Genomic DNA, 19,326 nt, shown 5'->3' with positions numbered 1-19,326 from the left:
ACTGACCGGCCTGGAGACTCGGGCCCCTGACATTGGATGGATTATGCGAATCCCACATCTCGAGCACGAAAACTCTACTTATTCCCCTCGTGATTCCTGGCGCCACGATCATGCCAGATGCCCTATGGAGGGTGTTCCGATGCCCCAAGCGAAAGCACCCCGGTTTACGGGGCTGAAGAAGGTCGAGGGGAAGCCTGTTGAGGTGTTGCTGAACGGCCGGATATGGGACAGAGACACCATGCACATTGTTGGTTACGCGCGGGAAGGTTTTGATCTGCGGGACGTTGTGAACATGATTTCAACATCCGAGCTCTACCGGGAAAGCGAGCTTGTGCAGCTCATCACCGGAAAGTCGGTCAGAACCGTGCGGCGCTTGCTGAGTAGTGGCGAGCCGACGCGAATGAGCCGACAGCAGAGCATGATCGCTTTTCAGTATGCGCACGCTCTTGAGTCCGCTATCGAGGTGTTCCACGATCAGCCGAGCGCCGAGGAGTGGATGAGCAAGGCGACCAAATGGTTAAACGGTTACAGACCCGTTGCATTGATTGAAAGCTCACTGGGGTATCAATCGGTCATTGCTTATCTGCACCGGATTAAATACGGGGTTTATCAATGAACCCGCTGCCTTGGGACGACCGCTGGTATGCGTGGCGTTTGGACCCTGAGGTTTATCGGTGCACATGGGACAGCGGCATCGGTTCAGAACTGCAGGGCGGTCGATGGAACCGGCCCGGCCGCCGTGTCGTTTATGCTTCGATCGATCCATCTACAGCCATTCTGGAGGTGGCCGCTCACGGGAGTTTCAACGCACTTGATAGAAGTCCCTATGTGCTGACGTGCTTTGAGGTGGTCAGCGAGGCGCTTGTGAAAATCGTGCAACCCGAGGAGCTGCCCAACCCCTACTGGATGTGTCCCGCACAGGCCTCGCCCAACCAGCAGGATTTTGCCGACGCGTTGCTCGCCGAGCACCCGTTTGTACTGATTCCATCGGCAGCCACCCGGCACTCGTGGAATTTGCTGGTGAGCTGCGATTTGGCGGAGGGGCAATTCAGGATGGTCTCGCAAGAGCGATTCGGGCTGGATACGCGATTGCTCAAGGACGCGGAACTGGTATGAAAAATCACGCGCCTCTTTTTGCATAACCTCAGCACCCAACGGTCTAAATCGCACCCTATAAATCCCCATCTGCCATCGCACATCCCTGCATAAACCAAAACGCAGGGATGGCTGTTCATGATCCATTTTTCACCCGTTAAATCCCCTTTGAGCCTGGCCTTGCTGCTGGCGATCAACACGTTGCCGGCCGTCGCTGCCGACAGCACGGCAAACGAACCGACCACCCAACTGCAACGGGTCGAAGTCACAGGCACCGCGATCCGCCGGGTCGATGCCGAAACCGCCGTGCCGGTCACCATCCTGCGGGTCGAGGAGTTGCAGAAGCAGGGCGTGACCACCACTGAAGAGCTGGTCAACCGCATCTCGGCCAACCAGTCTTCGGTGGGCTCCGGGCGCTCGGTGGGGTCGAGCAGCGGCGGGGCGTCCTATGCCGACCTGCGGGGCATTGGCCCGAACAAAACCCTGGTGCTGCTCAACGGTCGGCGTCTGAGCAACAACGCGACCAATGCGATCAATGGCTCTGGCGTCGACCTCAACACTATCCCGTTCGCTGCCATCGACCGGGTGGAAGTGCTGCGCGACGGTGCTTCGGCGCTGTACGGTACCGATGCCATCGGCGGGGTGATCAACTTCATCACCAAGACCAGCCTCACCGAAGGTCAGATCAGCACGAACTACGACACACCGACCCATTCTGGCGGCGGCGAAAGTCGCAATTTCAGCGGCAGTTGGGGTTTTGGCGATTTACAGGACGATCGCTTCAACGTTTTCGGCGTGGTGAGTTACGACAAGCAGAATCGCCTGGCCGCCGACGACCGTGGTTACACCTATAACTACCAGCCGGGGCGCGGACTCGATTACACCTCCGGCACGGCATCGCCCGCCAACTGGAGCCAGGGCAGCAATGCCACCAACCCGCTGGCCGGCTCCGGTTGCAATGCGCCGGGGCTGTTGTCACGCAACGGCATCTGCCGCCAGAGCCTGTGGAACTACCTTGATCTGGTGCCGGAAACCGAGAAGACCTCGGCCTTCGCCAAGGCCACCGGCAAGCTGTCGGACGATCACAACGTCAGCCTCGAATACTTTTGGGCGCGCAACGAAAACCGTACCCAAATCGGGCCCGGCACTTTGATGGGCAATCAGGTCAACCCTGGCACGGCGTTCTATCCGGGGAACGGCATTACGCCCGGACCGAGCGGTTTTGCCCTCGACCCGACGCAGCCGGTGGACGTGAACTGGCGTGAAACCGCCGTCGGTGCCCGTCAGCATGAGGACGACAACACCGGTCAGCGCCTGCTGTTGAGCTTCGACGGCACCCTGGTCGGGTGGGATTACAACCTCGGCGCGTCGTACAACCAGAACAAGGTGGTCAACACGATTCGCAGCGGTTATGTGAACGACCGCGCCGTCAGCCAGGGCATCGCCAACGGTGTGATCAACCCGTTCGGCCCGCAGACCGCCGCCGGTTCGGCACTACTGGCAGCCAACGAGGTAGAAGGCGATTACGCGACCGCAGTGGGCCGGGTCAAGGCGATTGACGGGCGTGTCAGCCGCGAGATCGGCGACTGGTTCGGTGCAGGGCCTTCGGCACTGGCGCTGGGCGGCGAGTATCGCAAGGAAGATTTTCATCAGGATTTCGCTGCGTTTGCCGGCGACGTGCAGAGCCTGGGTGTTGATCCCAACGGCAGCGTACAAGGGGATCGCAGCGTCTCGGCGCAGTACGCCGAGGTCAACGTGCCGGTGCTCGACAGCCTGGAACTGTCCGCCGCCGTGCGCCACGACAAGTACAGCGACTTCGGCAGCACCACTAACCCGAAATACTCGTTCCGCTTCCAGCCGTTCAAGGAACTGGTGGTGCGCGGCGCCTACAGCGAAGGTTTCCGTGCGCCATCGCTGTACGAGTTGTACAACCCGACGTTTACCTCCTTCACCAACGCCAACTACAACGACCCGCGCCTGTGCGCTGGAGGCAACCCGAGCAACGGCGGCATTGCCAACCGCGACTGCGCCCAGCAGTTCAATCGCACCTCCGGCGGCAACACCGACCTGAGCCCGGAGACCGCGCGCAACGTCACCCTCGGTTTCGTTTACCAGCCGTTCGATCGCCTGACCACCGGCCTGGATTTCTGGTGGATCGACATCGCCAACCAGATCGCTGAGTTCCCCGAATCGGCGGTGTTCGAGAATCCGGAGCTGTACCCGGAGCGCCTGATCCGCAAGCCCGACGGTTCCATCGACCACATCGTCACCGGGCTGGCCAACCTCGGCAAGATCAAGACCAACGGCGTCGACGTGAGTTTCGACTATCGCCTGCCGAGCACGCCGTACGGTGATTTCGGCATCGGTCTGCAAGGCACTTACGTGACCCGTTATGACTATCAGCAGCAGCTCAAGGGTGACTACATCGACAAGCTCGGCGATTTTCGCGGCGGCGACTTTGCCTCGGCCGGCGCCGTGGCCCGTTGGCGTCACAGCCTGACCGGCAGCTGGAACTACGGCCCGCTCGGCGCAAGCCTGACCAACCGCTACACCAGTGGTTACCACGACTCGGATCGCGAGACTCACGATTACGTCGGTTCGTACAACGTCTGGGACGTGGCCGGCACCTACACATGGCGCAAGACCCTGGCGGTGACCCTCGGGGTGAAAAACCTGTTCGACCGCGAGCCGCCGTTCAGCAACCAGACCTACACGTTCCAGAGCGGCTACGACCCGAAATACGGCGACCCGTTTGGCCGCACGCTGTACACGCGGGTCAATTACAAGTTCTGAAAATGATCGGTCGTGGCGGGTTTTAGTCACTTATCGTTCTAAACCCCGCCCTATAAAAAATGCCTGCCTGCTGCACATCCCAGGTAGGCAGGAGGTGTGGTGACTGCTTTGGCCCTATCGCGAGCGGGCTCGCTTCCACAGGTGTTTTGTGTTCATTGCGAACCATTGTGGGAGCGAGCCTGCTCGCGATGGGGCCATCGAGGCGCCCAATTATCAGGATCTTGCCGATGCTCTCCAGACTCATGCTTTTCAGCATCTTCGTGTTGTCGAGCCCGCTCAGTTTCGCCGCGCCCCAACACGCCCTCACGGTCTACGGCGAAGCCCCGAAATACGCCGCGGATTTCCAGCACCTGGCCTACGCCAACCCCGACGCGCCAAAGGGTGGAACCCTGCGCCGCTCTTCGCTGGAGAGCGGTCCGTTCGATCACTTGATTCCCTACATCGACAAAGGCACCGGCGTTGCCGACATTGACGGCTGGCTCTATGCGCCGCTGGCCTATCGCAGCAAGGACGAGCCTTACAGCGTCTACGGTCTGGTGGCCCAACGCATGGAGTTGGACGCGGACCGGCGCTGGCTGCGCTTTTACTTGAACCCCAAGGCACAGTTCGAGGATGGCACGCCGATCACCGCCGAGGACGTGCGCTACACCTTCGAGTTGTTCACCACTCAGGGCAGCCTCAAATATCGCCAGCAGTTTCGCGATGTCGCCGAGGTGCAGGTCGAGTCGCCGACTCAGGTGCGTTTCGTGTTCAAGAACAACGAGAGCCGTACCTTGCCGCTGGATCTGGCGACGTTGCCGGTGCTGCCCGAGCATTGGTGGCGCACGCGCAATTTCGCCGATGGCGCAGGTTTCGAGATTCCGCCGGGCAGCGGGCCGTACAAGGTCAGCGCGGTGGATGCCGGACGCAGCGTGAAATTCCAGCGGATCAAGGACTGGTGGGCCAGGGATCTGCCGATCACGCGCGGGCTCTATAACTTCGATCAGTTGAGCGTGGAGTTTTTTGCCGACACCGACGTGTCGCGACAAGTGCTCAAGGCCGGCGGCTTCGATTACAACCGCGAGTTCTCCGCCACCAGTTACACCATCGGTTATGCGGGGGCGGCGCTGGAGCAGGGCAAGTTGCTGCGCGAACACCTCGCACCCGGCGCCGCGCAAGGTGCCCAAGGCTTTGTGTTCAATCTGCAGAAACCGATGTTTCAGGATCGTCGGGTGCGGCAGGCGATTGCCATGCTCTGGGATTTCGAATGGAGCAACCGGCAGATGATGCGCAGCATGTACCTGCGCCAGCGCAGCTTCTTTTCCCACAGTGCGTTGTCGGCCACTGAATTGCCGGATGTCGAAGAACTGAAAATCCTCGAACCGTGGCGCGGCAAGATTCCCGATGAAGTCTTCAGTCAAGTGTTCGAAGCGCCGCGCACCGACGGCAGCGGCAACATCCGCGCGCAACAGTTGCAGGCGCTGAAACTGCTGGAGGCCGCCGGTTGGAAACCCCGTGGCGATCAATTGGTGAATGCCGCCGGCGAGCCGTTGCAGTTCACCTTTCTCAACGGCCAGAAGGGTTTCGAGCGCCTGCTGCTGCCGTTCAAGCGCAACCTGGCGCAGATCGGCATCGGCTTCGATATCCGTCAGGTCGACACCGCGCAATACACCAACCGCGTGCGCAGCCGCGACTACGACATGATCGTCGTCGGTTACCCGGTGAGTCAGGCGCCGGGGCGCGAGCTGTTCAACTACTTCGGCTCCGAGGGTGCCGACGATCCTGGCTCGAACAACTACATGGTGCTGCGCGATCCGGCGGTGGATGCGCTGCTTGAAGGCGTGGTGCAGGCCGACAATCGCGAGAGCCTTCTGCGCCACGCCCATGCTCTGGATCGGGTGTTGCAGTGGGGCTACTACTGGATTCCCAACTATTACCCGCCGGGGATTTCCACGGTGTGGTGGAACCGCTTCGGTCGCCCGGCTATTGCGCCGTTGTACGACGCCGGACTCGACACCTGGTGGGAAATCAGCCCGACCGCGCTGACCTCGACGCAGATGCAGCAACAGCACAAGGAGTACGCCCATGTGGGGTTATAGCCTGCGGCGTCTGCTGCTGATCGTGCCGACCTTGCTGGCGATTCTGCTGGTGAACTTCGTGATTGTGCAGGCCGCGCCCGGTGGCCCGGTCGAGCAGGCCATCGCCCGATTGCAGGGGATCGGTGTCGGTGCGGCGGTGGGTGCCAGTCATGTCGAGAACATTGGCGGCGAGTCCCGCGCGACTCGGGGGCTGGATCCGAAACTGGTGGCCGAGATCGAGCGGCAGTATGGCTTCGACAAAAGCGCTGGCGAGCGCTTGTGGCTGATGCTCAAGAGCTACGCGCAACTGGACTTCGGCAAGAGCTTCTTCCGTGGCGCGACGGTGACCGAACTGATCTGGCAGAAGCTGCCGGTGACCCTGTCGCTGGGTTTGTGGGCGACGCTGATCACCTATCTGGTGTCGATCCCGCTGGGGATTCGCAAGGCGGTGCACAACGGTTCGGCGTTCGATGTCTGGAGCAGCGCGGCGATCATCATCGGCTACGCCATGCCGGGGTTTCTGTTTGCGCTGCTGCTGATCGTGGTGTTCGCCGGCGGGACGGCGCTGGACTGGTTTCCGGTGCGCGGGCTGGTCTCGGACAACTTTGCCGAGCTGTCGCTGTGGGGCAAGGTTGCCGATTACTTCTGGCATCTGGTGTTGCCGGTCAGTGCGCTGGTGATCGGCGGTTTCGCGACGCTGACGATCCTGACCAAGAACAGCTTTCTCAATGAAATCTCACGGCTGTACGTGGTCACGGCTCGGGCCAAGGGCCTGAGCGAGCGACAGGTGTTGTACGGGCATGTGTTTCGCAACGCGATGCTGCTGGTGGTGGCCGGATTGCCTCAGGCATTGGTCACGGTGTTCTTCGGCGGTTCGTTGCTGATCGAAGTGATCTTCTCCCTCGACGGTCTCGGCCGCCTGAGCTACGAGGCGGCGGTGTCACGGGATTACCCGGTGGTGTTCGGTTCGCTGTTCATCTTCACCCTGTTCGGGCTCTTGATAAAACTGCTGGGCGACCTGTGCTACACGCTGGTCGATCCGCGCATCGACTTCACCGCGAGGGCTGCCTGATGCTGACGCTTTCTCCAATCGGACAGCGCCGGTGGGCGCGGTTCAAGGCCCATCGGCGCGGCTGGTGGTCGTTGTGGCTGTTTCTCGCGCTGTTTGGCCTGAGCCTGGGCGGCGAACTGGTCGCCAACGACAAACCGCTGCTGGTGACGTATCAGGGCGAGTGGTATTTCCCGGCGTTCAAGCGTTATACCGAGCAGGATTTTGGCGGTGAGTTGCCGTTCCAGCCCGACTACCGCAGCGCCCAGGTACGTGAGCTGATCGAGGGCCAGGGCGGACGGATGTGGTTTGCGCCGATCCCGTTCGGCTTCGACACGGCCAACTACGACCTCACCGAACCGGCCCCGAGCCCGCCCACCGCTGAAAACTGGCTGGGCACCGACGATCAGGCGCGGGATGTGCTGGCGCGGGTGATATTCGGCACGCGGGTCTCGCTATTGTTCGCCCTGGCATTGACGGCGGTGAGCGCGTTGATCGGAATCGCCGCCGGTGCCCTGCAGGGCTATTACGGCGGCTGGGTCGACTTGCTCGGGCAGCGTTTGCTGGAGGTCTGGTCGGGGCTGCCGGTGCTTTATCTGCTGATCATTCTGTCGGGCTTCGTCGAGCCGAATTTCTGGTGGTTGCTGGGGATCATGGCGCTGTTTTCCTGGCTGAGTCTGGTGGACGTGGTGCGCGCCGAGTTCCTGCGCAGCCGGGGGCTCGAGTATGTGAAAGCGGCGCGGGCGCTGGGTGTCGGCGATGCGCAGGTGATCATGCGGCACATTCTGCCCAACGCCATGAGTGCAACGTTGACGTACCTGCCGTTCATTCTGACCGGAGCGATTGCGACGTTGTCGGCGCTGGATTTCCTCGGCTTCGGCATGCCCGCCGGCAGCGCTTCGCTGGGCGAGTTGATCGGTCAGGGCAAGAACAATCTGCAAGCACCGTGGTTGGGGCTGACGGCATTTTTTGCCCTGGCGCTGATTCTTTCTCTACTCGTATTTATCGGCGAAGCCTGCCGTGATGCTTTCGATCCCAGGACTTGATATGCGTGAACATCTGATCGAAATACGCGACCTGCGGGTGGCGTTCAAAGGGCAGGAAGTGGTGCACGGCATCGACCTCGACATTTGCCCGGGTGAGTGCCTGGCGCTGGTGGGCGAGTCGGGTTCCGGCAAGTCGGTGACGGCCCACAGCATCCTGCAACTGCTGGACCCGAACATCACGCAGATCGACGGCAGCATCCGCTACGGCGGCGAAGAATTGCTGGGTGTGCACGAGCGCTATCTGCGGCAACTGCGCGGCAACCGCATCGCAATGATTTTTCAGGAGCCGATGAGCTCGCTCAACCCGTTGCACAGCATCGAGCGCCAGCTCGGCGAAAGCCTGGCGCTGCACAAGGGCCTGACGGGCGCGGTGGCACGCAAACGGATTCTGGAGCTGTTGGAACTGGTCGGCATTCAACGACCGCGCGAGCGGCTGAAAGCGTATCCGCATCAGCTCTCCGGCGGGCAGCGGCAACGGGTGATGATCGCCATGGCGCTGGCGTGCGAACCGCAGTTGCTGATCGCCGATGAGCCGACCACGGCCCTCGACGTCACGGTCCAGCGCAGGATTCTGTTGCTGCTCAAGGAACTGCAACAGCGCCTGGGCATGGCGCTGCTGATCATCAGCCATGACTTGAATCTGGTGCGCACCATCGCCCAGCGGGTGGCGGTGATGCGCGCGGGCGAAATCGTCGAACAGGCTACTTGCGAGCAATTGTTCCGCGCGCCGCAGCATCCCTACAGCATCGAATTGCTCAACGCCGAACCCGGCGGCGCGGCGCTTTGCCGTGATGCAGCGGAAGATCTGCTCGAGGTTCGTGATCTGAATGTGCGTTTTCCGCTGGGTGGCGGATGGCTGCGGGCCAAGACGTATCTGCACGCGGTCAACGGCATCGATTTGAACCTGCAGCGGGGCAAGACGCTGGGGATTGTTGGTGAGTCGGGCTCGGGTAAATCCACGCTGGGTCAGGCGATCCTGCGTCTGATCGACGCCGACGGCAACATCCGCTTCAAGGGCGAGGCGCTCGAACAACTGAGCGGCAAGCAATTGCGTCCGCTGCGCAAACGCCTGCAAGTGGTGTTTCAGGACCCGTTCGGGAGCCTGAGTCCGCGCTTGTGTGTGGAGCAGATCATTGCCGAAGGTCTGCAGGTGCACAGCGACTTGAATGCGCAGGCGCGCGAGCAGGCTGTGATCGATGTACTGAAGGAAGTCGGGCTCGATCCGGCGACGCGTCATCGCTATCCCCACGAGTTTTCCGGCGGGCAACGGCAACGTATCGCCATCGCTCGGGCGCTGGTGCTCAAGCCGGATCTGATCCTGCTCGATGAGCCGACGTCGGCGCTGGATCGCACGGTGCAGAAACAGATCGTCGCGCTGTTGCGCAGGTTGCAGGAGGAACACGGTCTGACTTATCTGTTCATCAGTCATGACCTGGCGGTGGTGCGGGCGCTGGCCCACGATCTGATCGTGATGAAGGATGGCGAGGTGGTGGAGCGTGGCGAAACGGCCGGGTTGTTTCATTCGGCCCGGCACCCGTATACGCGGGAGCTGTTGGCGGCGTCGTTTGTGACACCGGTCACGGCAGAAACGGGCAGCCAGGAGGGCAGACTTTCACCCACGGAGCACATCCGGTAAATTTCCCGGCTCCGCTCATACAAGGATGTAGATGATGGCAAAACCTGCCGCGCGCCTCAGCGATCTCAATGCCTGCCCGATCACTGGACACGGTACCAACCCCAGCACCAGCGGTTCACCCAATGTGAACATCAATGGCATGCCTGTGCTGCGAGTCGGTGATACCACCGCCTGCGGTGATTCCGTCACCGAGGGCATCGGCAACATCCTGATCAACGGCAAGCCAATCGCCTTCCTCGGCAGCGCCACAGCCCATGGCGGAATGATCATTACCGGCTCCGGCGACGTTTTTGTCGGCACGCAGGTCGGTTCCGCGCCTTTCAGCCCGATTGTCACCGTGCCAAAACACAGTGAACGCTTCCAGCTGGTGGACGAAACCACCGGCGAAGCAATTCCCGACATGCTCTATTGCATCGAAACCGGCGATGGACAGCGCCTGGTCGGCCATACCGACAACCATGGCAATGCCGAGAGGGTATTTACAGCCGATCCGACATCCATTGTTGTTCAGTGGGGCAAGGAAGCGGCCCTCCATCTGGATGCCTTGGGCATCGACTATTAAGGAGGGCGACGCGTGGCTGCACCAAAGAAGAAACAGGCCAAGACCACTGATCAGCATGCGACGACTCAGGTCACGGGCACGCTGGCACAGGATTATGTGACCGTGGTGGGGGCTTCCTACATGTCGACGATAGAAAACTGGCGCGGGCAGAAGGGCAATAAAATGCGCTTCATCAATCAAGGCATCCGACAACTGACGAAGTACCCCGAAGGCACGCCAAGTTTTTCGAAACAACGCGTCTTTCTGATTTTCAAGGATGACTATCCGCAAAACCTGCTGGCGGCCTTGAAACTGGTAGTCGAGCGCGATCATGGCGCGCAATACCGGGAACTGGATTCAATATCCGGCCTGGTGGATTTCATCTTTACCCGGCAACGTCGCGGCAGAGAAATCAAACAGCTCGATTTTTTCTCCCATGGCGTAGTGGGTGCAATCGAGCTGGGATACGAGCTGGATAAGCGTGAAAGTTACCGATTACGTGATGCCCAGGCGAAAATGTTCAAGCCGGAAGCGTTTGCATACGGTGCAAAGATTCACTCTTATGCCTGTCGCACCGGGCTGGGCATCAACGCCGAGCGTTGGGTGCTCGAGGGCGAAGACCCTCATTATGAACTCAGCCTCGCGCAAATCATGGCTAATGCAACCCGGACAACCGTCATGGCGTTTCCGCGTCGCAGCAATTACGACACGACTTATGGCACCAACGCGGAGCGGCAATCGGTGCCCGGCACGCGTCAGCGGATGGCCTCCGACAGGGAGGCGATGGAAAGCTACACCCGCAAGAATATCGAGTATCAACGAAAGCTTGCAGAACACCGTAAGACAGCGAAGAACCCGGCGGCTGAGCTTCCAGATGAAAAGGCCCCGCAAAAACCCCTTTCAACGGTTACTGATGAGGAGCGCAAGTTGGTAGCACATGAGGACAGCCGCAGTTTTCACGAGAAAACCGTGGGTTACCCGCTGGATGCGTTGGGTGCACATCGTGATGTCCGTTCCGGGGATACCCCCACCGGGGTGCCGGCCCACCTTCTTGAATACAGACCCGCTTGAGCATGCTGCGTCTATCGAGAAAGAACAGCCTCCTGCTCATCTTGCTGGCGGTGTTCATCACTACGGTATTTTTTTATTACAGCAAGGAAGATCAAATGTCCGCCAGGGTAATGATGTATTACGGCGACTGGAGCCCTGAAGAAACGCGCTTTGACGCGACACGATGGTTCAGCTCGGGAATGTATCGACCGCGTTTTATGGGTACGCCTTCCGCACAGAGTCCTGTCACCATGCTGCGCAACAGTCCTGATCCGTTGAGGGGCATTTCGAATGACGAGTTTCTGACCAAAGTGCTGGTTGCGATGGAAGAGCGTTATCCGAAGGTGGATACAGAGGGGCTGGTTCTCGATACACCGGATCTTCGTCGCCAGATTCGATATGCCTACAGTGCGTTCTCCCAACCGGACAGACCGGTGGATTCCTATTGGTTGTTTGTGACTCTTGGGGGCGACACGTTTGTCATCACGATTGACTGGGATGTCACCGACAAAAAAATGCTGACTGGGTCGATGGCTGAGCATCTGGCTGAAGGAAGTGAAGCGGCCACTGCGTTTCGAGATATTCAGCGAGAGCTGGAAAGAGCGCCGGGTTCAACACGTTGATGGTTGGAGATCATCGGCCTCTGAAAGCACGAATCCCGCCAGAGGCGGGATTCGCGAATTGCGTCCGGACGTTTACGCCGGGAACAGCTCGGACAGTTTCATCGACAGCATCATGTCGCCTTCAACGCGCAGCTTGCCGCCCATGAAAGCCTGCATGCCGTCGGTTTCGCCGCTGACGATACCTTTGAGGGTTTCGCTGTCCAGCACCAGCGTGCAGTTGGCGTCCGGGTTTTCGCCTTCCTGGATGTCGCAGGTGCCGTCTTTGACGATCAGGGCGTATTGCTTGTCTTCGTCAGTGATGTTGAAACCGAAGACCAGATCCAGACCGGCAGCGGCGGCTGGGTTGAACTTGGCTTGCATTGCTTTTACGGCATCAGCTACGGAGGTCATGGTTCGATCCTTTTTGGTTGATTGCAGCAGGGTCACAGTAATCCGGACTCAGCGAAACGTGATGAGTTCCGGGGCCTTCAGCAGTTGCAGGTGTGCATGACTGTTGAAGGAAGCCAGAGCCACCTCGCGACCGCGGAACTTCAGCTGGTTGAGCGAGGTGTTGACGATTTGCCAGTTCAGTTCAAAGGCCTGCCTGGCAGGCATTTGAGTGATGAGGTGGAGCAGGGCGGTGATCGTGCCACCGGAAGTGAACACCGCGATTTTCTGGGTGTTGTCGGCTTGTTCGAGTATTCGGTGCAGACCGGCCTGGACCCGCTCGACGAAACCCAGCCAGCTTTCCAGGCCAGGTGTGTCGTAGGTGCCGGCGAGCCAGCGTTCGATGATCAAGGCGAAGATGCGCTGGAACTCGCCACGGTTTTGTGCGGCGTTGCGCAGGATTTCCAGTGCTTCGGGCTCTTGCGGCAGCATGGCCGGGAGCAGGGCGCGGATCACGGCGTCGGCATCGAATTCGTTGAAGGCCGAATCGATTTCCAGAGCCGGAACCGGCAAACCGACGGCGGCGAACTGTTCCAGCGCGCTGTTGGCCGTGTGTTGCTGGCGGCGCAGGTCGCCCGACAGGCAGCGGTCGAAGCTGATTCCGAGTTCGGCGAGGTGACGGCCGAGGATTTCTGCCTGGCGTACACCGGTCGGCGACAGGACGTCATAGTCGTCTGCACCGAAGGAGGCCTGGCCATGTCGAATCAAGTAGATGCTGCCCACGTCCGCGTCGTCCCGGTACGTTGAAGGTTGAGGCGAGGTTATGGGGATGACGGTGAGCTGTCAATGAAAAAACATACGCTTGTTTGAAATGCCCGTTCCAGCCTTGTTGCCAGAGGTTTCACGGCTGGCCGACGGGCCGGTGCATGGGTATGCTGGAGCCAATTCCCGCGTGTGTTTCAAGATCGCGCATCGTTTGAAGGAGTCACTGTGGAGTTTTTCACTGAATACGCCAGTTTCCTGGCCAAGACCGTGACGCTGGTCATCGCCATTCTGGTGGTGCTGGCCAGTTTTGCTGCGTTGCGCAGCAAGGGCCGGCGCAAATCTGCGGGCCAGTTGCAGGTCAGCAAGCTCAACGATTTCTATAAAGGCCTGCGTGAGCGTCTGGAGCAGACCCTGCTCGACAAGGATCAGCTCAAGGCCTTGCGCAAGGGCCAGGCCAAGTCCGAGAAGAAACAGAAGAAGAAACCCGAGGCCAAACCTCGGGTGTTCGTGCTGGACTTCGATGGCGACATCAAGGCCTCGGCCACCGAAAGCCTGCGCCACGAAATCACCGCGCTGCTGACCCTGGCCACGCCGAAGGACGAAGTGGTTCTGCGTCTGGAAAGCGGCGGCGGCATGGTGCACAGCTACGGTCTGGCTTCGTCGCAACTGGCGCGCGTCCGTGAAGCCGGCGTGCCGTTGACTGTGTGCATCGACAAGGTCGCAGCCAGCGGCGGCTACATGATGGCGTGCATCGGCGAGAAGATCATCAGCGCGCCGTTCGCCATTCTTGGCTCCATCGGTGTGGTGGCGCAGTTGCCCAACGTCAACCGCCTGCTGAAAAAGCATGACATCGATTTCGAAGTACTGACCGCCGGCGAGTACAAACGCACCCTGACCGTGTTCGGTGAAAACACCGAGAAGGGCCGGGAGAAATTCCAGGAAGACCTGGACATCACCCATCAGCTGTTCAAGAACTTCGTTGCCCGTTATCGCCCACAGCTGGCGATCGACGAGGTCGCCACCGGTGAAGTCTGGCTCGGCATCGCGGCACTGGACAAGCAACTGGTCGACGAACTCAAGACCAGCGACGAATACCTGGCCGAGCGCGCCAAACAGTCCGAGGTCTATCACCTGCACTACGCTGAACGCAAAAGCCTGCAGGAGCGGATCGGCATGGCGGCCAGCGGCTCGGTGGATCGCGTGTTGCTGAGCTGGTGGAGTCGTCTGACCCAGCAGCGTTTCTGGTAATGCTCCGTGGGGGCGTCGGCGGCAAATGCCAACTGCCCCCTCTGCATTTTTATTGAAACGATGTGCGTTACATATATAGTTTAAAGTCTAAGGTTACTGCTGTTTCATAGTTCGTATCCATCAACTATTTATGCTTTTTTTTAATTGGCCCCGGCTCTAGGCTAATTATTCAAAATTGTTTGATGGATGTTTTACATGGAAGTTAGGCGAGACGAAAAAATAACTTTAGAAATGACACCGGCTGAACAGGGTGTGCATTTTGATCTGTTGAAAAAACATACCCCTGCCTGGATGCTTGAGTCATCAGCCGAAGTTCGGAATGACTTATATGCAAGCCTGAAGTCCAGCTATGTGTCGAGGAACGCTGCGGTCAGCGCGTTGCGAGCATTCAAGTCGCCGGAGCAATTCTGCAAACCTTTACTGGCCAAGGCCATGTCCGACAGGTTGGCCGAACCTTTTCAGGTGGAGGGGGTGGTATTTCAACATGTGCGCTCCACTTCCAGCCTGCTTGGGCTGCGACGCAAACTTGTGCTGCCGATTGAACGGGATCTATTGACCGCTGCATGTGAAAACTTTGAAGTCAGCGAGACACTGCCCCAGAATTATCATGAACAATCACATCTCTATATTCCGGAAAAGATAACGGGGCATGTCAGTCGGACACTTTCAATTGAGCCTCATGAGTTTGCCAAGCTTTGTCGAGATCTGGATCTGGGAAAGCAATATCAAGCCCATGTGGCTGATTTGTTCGGTGACAAGAATAAAACTGGCAGCCTGCTTGATAAAGGTCTGGTCTATGCCAAAGATCGATTCGCGGTCGAACGGCATCTTGCCTACCTGCAAAAACATATCAGTGCCGATGTATACCGTATGCTTCATACCGTGGGGAACGAAGAGTCATCGAACCAACCGGATCAGAATGTCCTCGCGTACAAGACTCTGAAAATACTGGGCGTACAACTGCATGGTCCGATATCCATAGCGCCCGTCAGCGAAAACGACGACCGATGTGTGATTTACCTGCCGGGTGATTCGCTGCACCCTTTGAAAGAGTATCTGTCGTTTAACCGATTTGAGGTAGATCTAAGTCGTCGCCTGAGAACAACCGAATTTCTCGGTTTTTTCATGGGGTTCATCAAGCTCAAGGATCGCCCCGAGTTTCTCGCTGCTCTGGATAAGCGCTTGTTGTCGGTGACACCTCCGATCCTGCCCAAGGACTCTATCTATCTCCCGCTCGAAGAGCTTGATCTGGGTAAAGAGCATAAGAATGATCTGTTTCGGGCAATGTTCCAGATGCAGGCCGAACGCATCCGCGCAGATGCACGATTGCTGGTGATCCCGACGGATGACGAGGACGAAAAGACCCGGTTGGCCAGGCTCGATACCTACAAAACCATTGCGTTCAATACGGCACTGTTCTTCGCCTCATTTGTGCCTGTTGTTGGTGAAGTCATGTTTGCCGTGGCCGGTATCCAGTTGCTTGACAATATTTACGAAGGTATTTCCAGCTGGGCAGCGGGGGACCAGGAGCGGGCCACGGATTATCTCTTTGATACCATCGAGAACCTGATTGTAATGTCTGCTGCGACCGCAGGCGTAAAGGTAGCGATCGGTACCTACAAGGTGGTCAGGGCCTCCCCCTTCATCCAGCGACTGCGTTCAGTGCCTATCTCGTCGGGTGTGCTGCGGTTGTGGAATGTCGATCTGGCGGCCTACAGGCGACACCGGGCGATGCCTCGCGGGATCGAAATGGACGAACAGGGGCTCGTCCGAGAGCACAGCAACCTTTTTTTGCGCATTGACTCCGACAATTATGTCGTACGGCCGAGGCCTGAGTCCGATGTTTGGGAGGTGGCCCATCCTGACGTGGCGGACCGTTACTCCCCCGTACTGGAAACCAACCGCGCCGGCGCCTGGCGACACGACTCCGAACTTCCCCAGGACTGGAACCGCCTGAGACTGTTCCGTCGTCTGGGGTATCGCCAGGAACACCTTACCGATGCGCAGGCTTTACAAGTCCTGGCGACCATCGATATCGGCGAACAGCCGTTGCGGCAACTGTTCATTGATCGAAGCAAGCCGATGGCCGTGCTCGTCGACAGCGTTAGGCGATTTCGCGCCGATGCGGCTGTCGAGCAATTCATGAAACAGTTGAATAACCCTTTATCCGCTTCTGCTGCCAATCCGGACTTGCAACTTTTCCTCCTTACGTCCGCCCCTGGGTGGCCAAAAAGCCTCGCGGTGAGTGTGGTCAGTGTCGTCGGAAAGGAAATCGAACGCTATGGTCCGGCAAAGGCGCTACAGCGGTTGAAGATCGGCGAAGAACGGCTTCACAAGGGTGATTACTATCCGGTGTTGCTGGCCGGTCTCGACAGCCCTCAACGATTGCGCTTGCTAGGCTCGGCGCCCGCTGACCAGGCCGGACAGATCGAACAGCTGAGGGTCGTGATCGCCGGCAAGGCGAACAAATCACGCCTGGGACTGTTCCATCGGGTCGATCTCCAGACCGACGTTCTTCGCGAATCCCTGGCCGAGCCGGTACGTGAGGCATTTGCCGGTCTGCCAGCGAGCGTTGCCGATGAACTGGTGGCCAACGCTGATTCGGGAGAACTGGAAGAACTCGAGTCCGGTAGCGTGCCTTTGCGTCTGGCCGAAGAAGCGCGGCGCTATGAGCAAGTCGTTCGGTTGAATCGCGCCTACGAAGGACTTTATCTGGACGCCGCCTGTGGGCTGTCCAGCGATCTGCTGGTGCTGGATAGCCTGGCCAGTCTGCCGGGGTGGCCTGCCGACGTGTTCATCGAAATTGTGGAGTGGGCGGTGCATTCGGACGAGCGCGCGAGTATCGGCAGTACGACTGCGCGCCACAAGGTTTTTATCGAAGCCTACACGGATCGATTTCAAGCACTCGATGCGGACGAAAAAGTGCTTACAACTCACGACGGTCGCACTCGCGAGAGTTTCTTTCATGCGCTGTGGGACGGTCTGCCGGAGCACGCACGAAAATCCCTGAAGGTTGACGTCGACAAAGGAGAGGAGGTCTTGCGTCGAAAAATCACTGCGATGGCTCATCAACGACGCGAGGTTTTCGCCCGCCTGCTGGAAAAGGAAGCGTTGCGTGAAGGTTATCGCTCGCCCATGGTCCTGGCTGATCGCCTGGTGGAACGATCGACCTGGCTGGCCGAGCCACCTGCAGACCCGGCATCCAGGCGATCATCTGTACTGATACAACGTGCCCGGGAGTTGTTCCCCTCGCATTCGGCTGCGCAAATCGATCATTTCGTGAAGACACTGGACAGCGACGATGTACTGGCAGTCCGGACGCTCGAGGGGTTGAGGCAACAATACGAGTCGATGCGTAATACGCTGGAGCAATGGGTTCATCGCGACACCCGATATCAGGTGGGCGACGGCCCGAGGCGCAAAGTTCCTCCGCGCAGCAAGGCAAGGGCCGCCCAGGCGATTCTGCAGGCCTGGCGCAGGGAATCCGCTACCGTGACGCAAGCCTCCCGGACGTTCTACAGACTGGTGTTTGATCCGCAACCGCTTGGCGACCTGCCTGTCATCGTCGCCGACTTCCGACATGTCAATGCACTGGAAATGGACAATGTGGGCGCCAGTGCCGGTTTGAATGCTTTTTTGCATAACTTCCCCAATCTGAACGACTTGAGCCTGACTGGAAACGGGCTGACTCGGGTTCCCCTGGCGCTTGAGAGCATGTCACGGCTGACCCATCTGAATCTGAGCAACAATCAGATTCATCTGACCGCTGAAGCACAGGCTTCGCTAGCCGCAATGACACATCTGCAATCGTTGAACCTGAGTTTCAATCCTGATCTCGGCCGCTTGCCGGCCGTGACCTCCTGGAGTCGCTTGCGTCACCTGTCATTGCGTGCCAGTGGCATCAGTCAGTGGCCATTGGGCGTATACGGTCTGGCTGAACTGCAAACCCTGGATCTGCGTGACAACATGATCGCGACACTGCCCGACTCAGTGTTCACGGCTCGTCTGGAGCTGAACCGAGGTACTAATGTCGACGGCAATCCGCTTTCGCCTGCCACCCTGAGAGCAATCGCAACCTACCAGCGGGATCGTGGCATCAGTCTGGGCGTGATTACTGCCGACTACATCCAGCGAGTGCCGGAGGCGCTGCGTACGGATGCACTGGGTGCTCACTGGGTCTCGGGCGTGGCAGGCGATCTGGTCGTCCAGATGCAGCGGACCTGGGCGGCATTGATCACCAACCCGCGGTCCAGGGATTTCTTTCTGGTGCTCGAGCAAATGCGTTACACCGCCGACTACACCCGCCAACATACACAGTTGGCCCAGCGAGTCTGGAACGTGTTGCAGGCCGCTTCAGAAAGCGATGAACTGCGTAACGCGCTGTTTCGAATGGCCTGGGTCGGTCGAGTCAGTGCTGCAGATGCCTCGGCTCTGTTCAGTGATATCGAAGTCAGGGTGTTGTGTTACCGGGCAATGGAGGCTGCGCGCTCCGGTGCGCAGTCTCTTGAAGGGGAGCTGATCCGGTTGCTGCGGGGCCTGTTCCGTTTGCAGGAAGTGGAAAAGCAGGCGTTGATCGAGATAAGCAGCCGTACGCAGGATGGTACGCTCAGTCGTCAGCAGGCGCTGGAGCTGAACCTCGGCTACCGGGTCGGGCTTGCCCAGCGACTGGATCTGCCTGCCCAGCCACGGGACATCAATGTCCGACTCGATGTCGAGATCACCGAAGAGCAACTGGACCGGGCCTACACCGAGGTCGTCAAGGCAGAAAACTCACCCGCACTGCTGGCGTCGATCAAGACACAGCCTTTCTGGTCGCAGTACTTGCATACGATATATCGGGAACAGTTTCTGACGCTGCTGAATGACAGTGCTGACGCGTTCGCGCGACTGGAGGTGCAGGCAGAGCTGCCACGGCCGGTTGCGACTCAAAGAATGATGGCGATCTTCGAAAACTATCGAAACCAAATGGCGAGACTGACCCGACAGTTGACCGAACAGGCCCTGGCCCGGCATCCAGGACTGAGCAGTGTGCAAGCACAGGGTTCTGCGCGCCTGTGA

At 59.1% G+C, this 19,326-nt stretch carries 14 protein-coding genes; 12 read left to right on the top strand and 2 right to left on the bottom strand.

All coding sequences use genetic code 11. The annotated features are described in order from the left end of the window. Nucleotides 1-139: 139 nt before the first annotated feature. The 10 genes from ACEN93_RS03875 (at nt 140) to ACEN93_RS03830 (ending at nt 11,889) form a co-directional block, all read left to right on the top strand. Nucleotides 140-616: an antitoxin Xre/MbcA/ParS toxin-binding domain-containing protein gene (locus ACEN93_RS03875; RefSeq protein WP_170844922.1), complete on the top strand. Its 477-nt coding sequence runs from the start codon at nt 140-142 to the stop codon at nt 614-616. Next, the gene (locus tag ACEN93_RS03870; RefSeq protein ID WP_495611078.1) at nt 613-1,116 is read left to right on the top strand and encodes an RES family NAD+ phosphorylase; all 504 of its coding nucleotides are present in this window, start codon (nt 613-615) and stop codon (nt 1,114-1,116) included. The genes ACEN93_RS03875 and ACEN93_RS03870 overlap by 4 nt, the downstream gene beginning before the upstream one ends. 117 nt (nt 1,117-1,233) lie before the next feature. After that, nucleotides 1,234-3,888 carry a TonB-dependent receptor gene (locus ACEN93_RS03865; protein WP_236187737.1) on the top strand — a complete coding sequence of 885 codons (2,655 nt, stop codon included), beginning with the start codon at nt 1,234-1,236 and terminating at the stop codon, nt 3,886-3,888. Between the two features lie 227 nt (nt 3,889-4,115). Further along, a complete protein-coding gene (locus ACEN93_RS03860; protein ID WP_495611077.1) occupies nt 4,116-5,966 on the top strand; it encodes an extracellular solute-binding protein in 1,851 nt (616 codons plus the stop codon). Next, entirely contained in the window at nt 5,953-7,017 is a 1,065-nt protein-coding gene (locus ACEN93_RS03855) for a microcin C ABC transporter permease YejB (RefSeq protein WP_495611076.1), read from the top strand. The genes ACEN93_RS03860 and ACEN93_RS03855 overlap by 14 nt, the downstream gene beginning before the upstream one ends. Further along, nucleotides 7,017-8,039 carry an ABC transporter permease gene (locus ACEN93_RS03850; RefSeq protein WP_495611075.1) on the top strand — a complete coding sequence of 341 codons (1,023 nt, stop codon included), beginning with the start codon at nt 7,017-7,019 and terminating at the stop codon, nt 8,037-8,039. The genes ACEN93_RS03855 and ACEN93_RS03850 overlap by 1 nt, the downstream gene beginning before the upstream one ends. Before the next feature lies 1 nt (nt 8,040). Beyond that, nucleotides 8,041-9,675, top strand: a complete 1,635-nt coding sequence (locus ACEN93_RS03845; RefSeq protein ID WP_495611074.1) for an ABC transporter ATP-binding protein — start codon at nt 8,041-8,043, stop codon at nt 9,673-9,675. 34 nt (nt 9,676-9,709) lie between these two features. Then, nucleotides 9,710-10,237: a PAAR domain-containing protein gene (locus ACEN93_RS03840; protein ID WP_039768840.1), complete on the top strand. Its 528-nt coding sequence runs from the start codon at nt 9,710-9,712 to the stop codon at nt 10,235-10,237. A gap of 12 nt (nt 10,238-10,249) precedes the next feature. Continuing rightward, nucleotides 10,250-11,287 (top strand): hypothetical protein, encoded by a 1,038-nt coding sequence (locus ACEN93_RS03835; protein WP_495611073.1) that lies wholly within the window; start codon nt 10,250-10,252, stop codon nt 11,285-11,287. A 2-nt stretch (nt 11,288-11,289) separates the two neighbouring features. Further along, nucleotides 11,290-11,889 carry a hypothetical protein gene (locus ACEN93_RS03830; protein ID WP_103386649.1) on the top strand — a complete coding sequence of 200 codons (600 nt, stop codon included), beginning with the start codon at nt 11,290-11,292 and terminating at the stop codon, nt 11,887-11,889. A 72-nt stretch (nt 11,890-11,961) separates the two neighbouring features. Here the strand turns inward: ACEN93_RS03830 and ACEN93_RS03825 are convergent, their stop codons facing one another. Continuing rightward, nucleotides 11,962-12,279, bottom strand: coding sequence for an SCP2 sterol-binding domain-containing protein (locus ACEN93_RS03825; protein ID WP_007959502.1), 318 nt, complete (start codon nt 12,277-12,279; stop codon nt 11,962-11,964). A gap of 48 nt (nt 12,280-12,327) precedes the next feature. After that, complete coding sequence (locus ACEN93_RS03820) at nt 12,328-13,038, bottom strand: histidine phosphatase family protein (protein ID WP_085668223.1); 711 nt, start codon at nt 13,036-13,038, stop codon at nt 12,328-12,330. A gap of 207 nt (nt 13,039-13,245) precedes the next feature. Here ACEN93_RS03820 and sohB point away from each other — a divergent pair, with 207 nt between their 5' ends. Then, nucleotides 13,246-14,268, top strand: a complete 1,023-nt coding sequence (gene sohB / locus ACEN93_RS03815) for a protease SohB (RefSeq protein WP_074690330.1) — start codon at nt 13,246-13,248, stop codon at nt 14,266-14,268. Nucleotides 14,269-14,463: 195 nt separating this feature from the next. After that, nucleotides 14,464-19,326, top strand: coding sequence for an NEL-type E3 ubiquitin ligase domain-containing protein (locus tag ACEN93_RS03810; RefSeq protein ID WP_495611072.1), 4,863 nt, complete (start codon nt 14,464-14,466; stop codon nt 19,324-19,326).

This window comes from Pseudomonas sp. Pseusp21, from assembly GCF_059492145.1.
The sequence above is the reverse complement of the archived record's forward strand: the minus strand, read 5'-3'. Positions and strand labels throughout refer to the sequence as shown.

Coding starts and splice junctions, on each gene's coding strand:
- ACEN93_RS03830 (WP_103386649.1), top strand. CDS start 11,290: ATGCTGCGTCTATCGAGAAAGAACAGCCTCCTGCTCATCTTGCTGGCG.
- ACEN93_RS03860 (WP_495611077.1), top strand. CDS start 4,116: ATGCTCTCCAGACTCATGCTTTTCAGCATCTTCGTGTTGTCGAGCCCG.
- ACEN93_RS03855 (WP_495611076.1), top strand. CDS start 5,953: ATGTGGGGTTATAGCCTGCGGCGTCTGCTGCTGATCGTGCCGACCTTG.
- ACEN93_RS03845 (WP_495611074.1), top strand. CDS start 8,041: ATGCGTGAACATCTGATCGAAATACGCGACCTGCGGGTGGCGTTCAAA.
- ACEN93_RS03865 (WP_236187737.1), top strand. CDS start 1,234: ATGATCCATTTTTCACCCGTTAAATCCCCTTTGAGCCTGGCCTTGCTG.
- ACEN93_RS03825 (WP_007959502.1), bottom strand. CDS start 12,279: ATGACCTCCGTAGCTGATGCCGTAAAAGCAATGCAAGCCAAGTTCAAC.
- ACEN93_RS03850 (WP_495611075.1), top strand. CDS start 7,017: ATGCTGACGCTTTCTCCAATCGGACAGCGCCGGTGGGCGCGGTTCAAG.
- ACEN93_RS03840 (WP_039768840.1), top strand. CDS start 9,710: ATGGCAAAACCTGCCGCGCGCCTCAGCGATCTCAATGCCTGCCCGATC.
- ACEN93_RS03870 (WP_495611078.1), top strand. CDS start 613: ATGAACCCGCTGCCTTGGGACGACCGCTGGTATGCGTGGCGTTTGGAC.
- ACEN93_RS03875 (WP_170844922.1), top strand. CDS start 140: ATGCCCCAAGCGAAAGCACCCCGGTTTACGGGGCTGAAGAAGGTCGAG.
- ACEN93_RS03810 (WP_495611072.1), top strand. CDS start 14,464: ATGGAAGTTAGGCGAGACGAAAAAATAACTTTAGAAATGACACCGGCT.